Source organism: Micromonospora sp. ABR4_055, assembly GCF_056160425.1.
This window is the reverse complement of sequence record NZ_JBSWXD010000361.1, coordinates 1-447: the sequence shown is the minus strand read 5'-3', so window position 1 is coordinate 447 and position 447 is coordinate 1. Positions and strand designations below refer to the sequence as shown.

1 protein-coding gene is annotated in these 447 nt (G+C 67.6%); it reads right to left on the bottom strand.

What is annotated here, in order from left to right; all coding sequences use genetic code 11:
• Positions 1 to 81: 81 nt before the first annotated feature.
• Positions 82 to 447, bottom strand: a 366-nt coding sequence (locus tag ACXAHD_RS32395; RefSeq protein WP_475055223.1) for an IS66 family transposase, incomplete at its 5' end; no start/stop codon positions are given.

Below are 447 nucleotides of genomic sequence, written 5' to 3'. Positions count from 1 at the left end.
ATCGAAACTGGTCCTCACTGTGTCGACCGGCTACCCACCGGTCATAACGGACTTCTACTGACATCCGTTACACAGATCTCCCTACAGGCCCGCGCGGGTCGGGTCCATCACGAAACAGGTGGTGTCCGCGCCGATGAACACCCACAGCCACCAGCGGGCCGGCCCGTCACCACCATCGGGGGTGAACACGTGCCACGACGTCTCGTCGGCGTGCGGATGCCACGAATCACGGGACCGGGCGACAATCCGCTCCTCCAACGGCGCCAGCAACGTCCCGGCGGCCGCGCAGGTCCCGACCAACGTCGAGGAGCTGACCTCGGCGCCCTGGCGTGCCAGCCCGGCGATCAGGGAGTTCCGGGAGCGCCCGGCCACGAACCGTTCGACCAGCAGCATCGCGATGAACCCGTTACTGAACCGGCCCTTGCCGACCGCTTTCGGCGGGCCCGG